General features: G+C 21.6%; 3 protein-coding genes. All 3 read left to right on the forward strand.

Annotated elements, in window-relative coordinates; all coding sequences use genetic code 11:
* On the forward strand, window positions 1–1199 hold a 1199-nt coding region (locus BUA62_RS11205), incomplete at its 5' end, for an MBL fold metallo-hydrolase RNA specificity domain-containing protein (RefSeq protein ID WP_200782459.1).
* Complete coding sequence (locus BUA62_RS11210) at window positions 1174–1629, forward strand: hypothetical protein (protein WP_072866116.1); 456 nt, start codon at window positions 1174–1176, stop codon at window positions 1627–1629. The genes BUA62_RS11205 and BUA62_RS11210, both read left to right, overlap by 26 nt.
* A 106-nt stretch (window positions 1630–1735) precedes the next feature.
* Window positions 1736–2098: a hypothetical protein gene (locus tag BUA62_RS11215; RefSeq protein WP_072866117.1), complete on the forward strand. Its 363-nt coding sequence runs from the start codon at window positions 1736–1738 to the stop codon at window positions 2096–2098.
* Window positions 2099–2280 lie beyond the last annotated feature (182 nt).

Raw genomic sequence — 2280 nt, forward strand, 5'->3', positions numbered from 1 at the left:
TTAATTTCGGTGGTCATTCCACTCTTGAAGATATAAAAGAAGTTATTAATAAAATAAATCCCAAAAATATTATTATAAATCATGGAGATATAAATTCTGGAAATACACTTAGAAAATCAATAGATAAAAAATATAATGTATTATTTCCCGATATAGAAGATATGTTATTTCTTCAACTTAATGGAAGAAACATAAATCAAAACAGCAACGATCTAACGGGATTAATATTTATTATAGAAACTATAGAAAGTCTTGAATTATTGAAAAATAAAATAATAGAGTTAAATATTGACAGTTATGAAGATATGTTAATTTTTATAGCTCATGAAAAATTAAAAGACAAAATATTGGAATTTGAAGATGAATTAACAGAAAAAGGTATAGCTGTTGATTCTGTTTTTTTTAATAATAAATTATTAAAAAGCCAAAAAGAAACAATAGAAATGTATTCTGAAATTTTTTTAAAATATGAAGGAGATATAGAATTATATATATTTGAAAAAGCACCACAAAAATTGGTATTGCCAATATTTCTAATGAATATGTTATTTAACAATGATACATTTTATATAAATGAAAATAATATAATAAATTTACCAGATTTTCCTATTGACTTTGACTTAAAACAATATGGAAAATATAGAAATGAAATACATAATGTATTATTAAACGATGAAAAATCGGAAGGTTTATATAAAAAACTTCCTGAAGAAATAAAAAATTTGATAGAAAAAACGGAAATAAAAGGATATGTACTTTCAGATTATGGTGAAATAATAGAAGATGTTTATTATATGAGAAATTTAACCCAAATCCATAGGAAAAATAGACAAATTCCTAAAATTACCATAAAAAAAATTATAGAGATTGATAAAAAAATTAAATTTCCAGCCGAAACATTATGGGGACATATAGAATCTATAGAAGAAATTAGAAATGAAAAAGTTTTAAATTTTTTCAGTGTTCTTATCGAAAAAATAAAAAATCGTATTGGAATTATAAGATTTATAAATCATAAAGCCTTTCCAAAATATCACGAAACTAAAATAATATTAACTAAATTTTCAAGCGAAAAATTAGTTATAGAAATACAAGAACGTCAGGGGACTCAAATTATTGAAATTTTAAGTAAAGAAAAAAGATATAATATATTTAAAGAGGTGAGTATTTATAATGAAATATATAATTACTTTGGATAATAATGATAATAAATTAAAAATAAAGGAAGAATATCCAAACTCTATATTAATCTCTTATAATAAAAAAGATTATGATTATATGTTCAATCAGGGCAATATAAGGAATAATGTAAAAGATTATTATGAATTTTTGATAAGAGTAACAGAAAATAAAAATACAACTTTTGTTCTAGGAGAAACTCATATTATATTAAACTTATATACATTTTTATTTGCAAATATTTTTGATATTCCAGTAATAAATAGGGAAGAATATAAATATTTTGATTTTGCTATAAGTTTGGATAATATAGAATATAAAAGGAATGAAGAAAAAATAGAAGCAATATTATCAAAAAAAGAAAAATCAAAGATTTTGTCAGATAGATGGGAAATATTGTTTGAAAACAATAAACTTACAAATTTTGGAAAAATTTTCCTTAGAAAATAAAAAAATATTATAATGATTTTATAAATAGATAAAAATAGTAGAGCTTTTTAAAAATATACAGCACCAATTTAAATAAGGAAAAAATTAGAAAAAAGGGGGAATTTTTATGAAAAAAAACTGGGAAGAAGAATTAAAAAGAAAAATTGAACTTGAAAAAGAAGCATATTCTATTTCCGAAATAGAAAAAGTAGTAAATAAAAAGTATGAAATTTTGGAGAAAGTTGAATCAGTAAATTATTTGGTAAAATATAAAAATGAAATAGATAAAATGTTTGATTTATTAGAAAAATATCTAAATGGGTCAAAAAATATTTCTAAAGATATAATAAAATCAATAGGATTTGCATTGTATTATATTTTAGAAACTAAGGATCATATAAATGATGAAACACCATTTATTGGTTATTATGATGATCAACTTGTTTTGGAATTAGTAATAGCTGAATTGCGAAAAGAAAAAGTTATATAGCATATTTATTTCAAACTTAGCAAAAATTATTGAAAGGTGATAGAAATGGACATCATACTTCCAATTGAAATCGAGAAGGAAATTGAAAAAGGTTCTCCCACGAAAAGAGTGGGTAATTAGGAAAAAGGCAATTTACCTAAAGCCAAAAAAATAGTAATGGATAAATATTTAAAAGACTTAAA

The organism is Marinitoga hydrogenitolerans DSM 16785 (assembly GCF_900129175.1).
In the GTDB taxonomy this organism is placed as follows: Bacteria; Thermotogota; Thermotogae; order Petrotogales; family Petrotogaceae; genus Marinitoga; species Marinitoga hydrogenitolerans.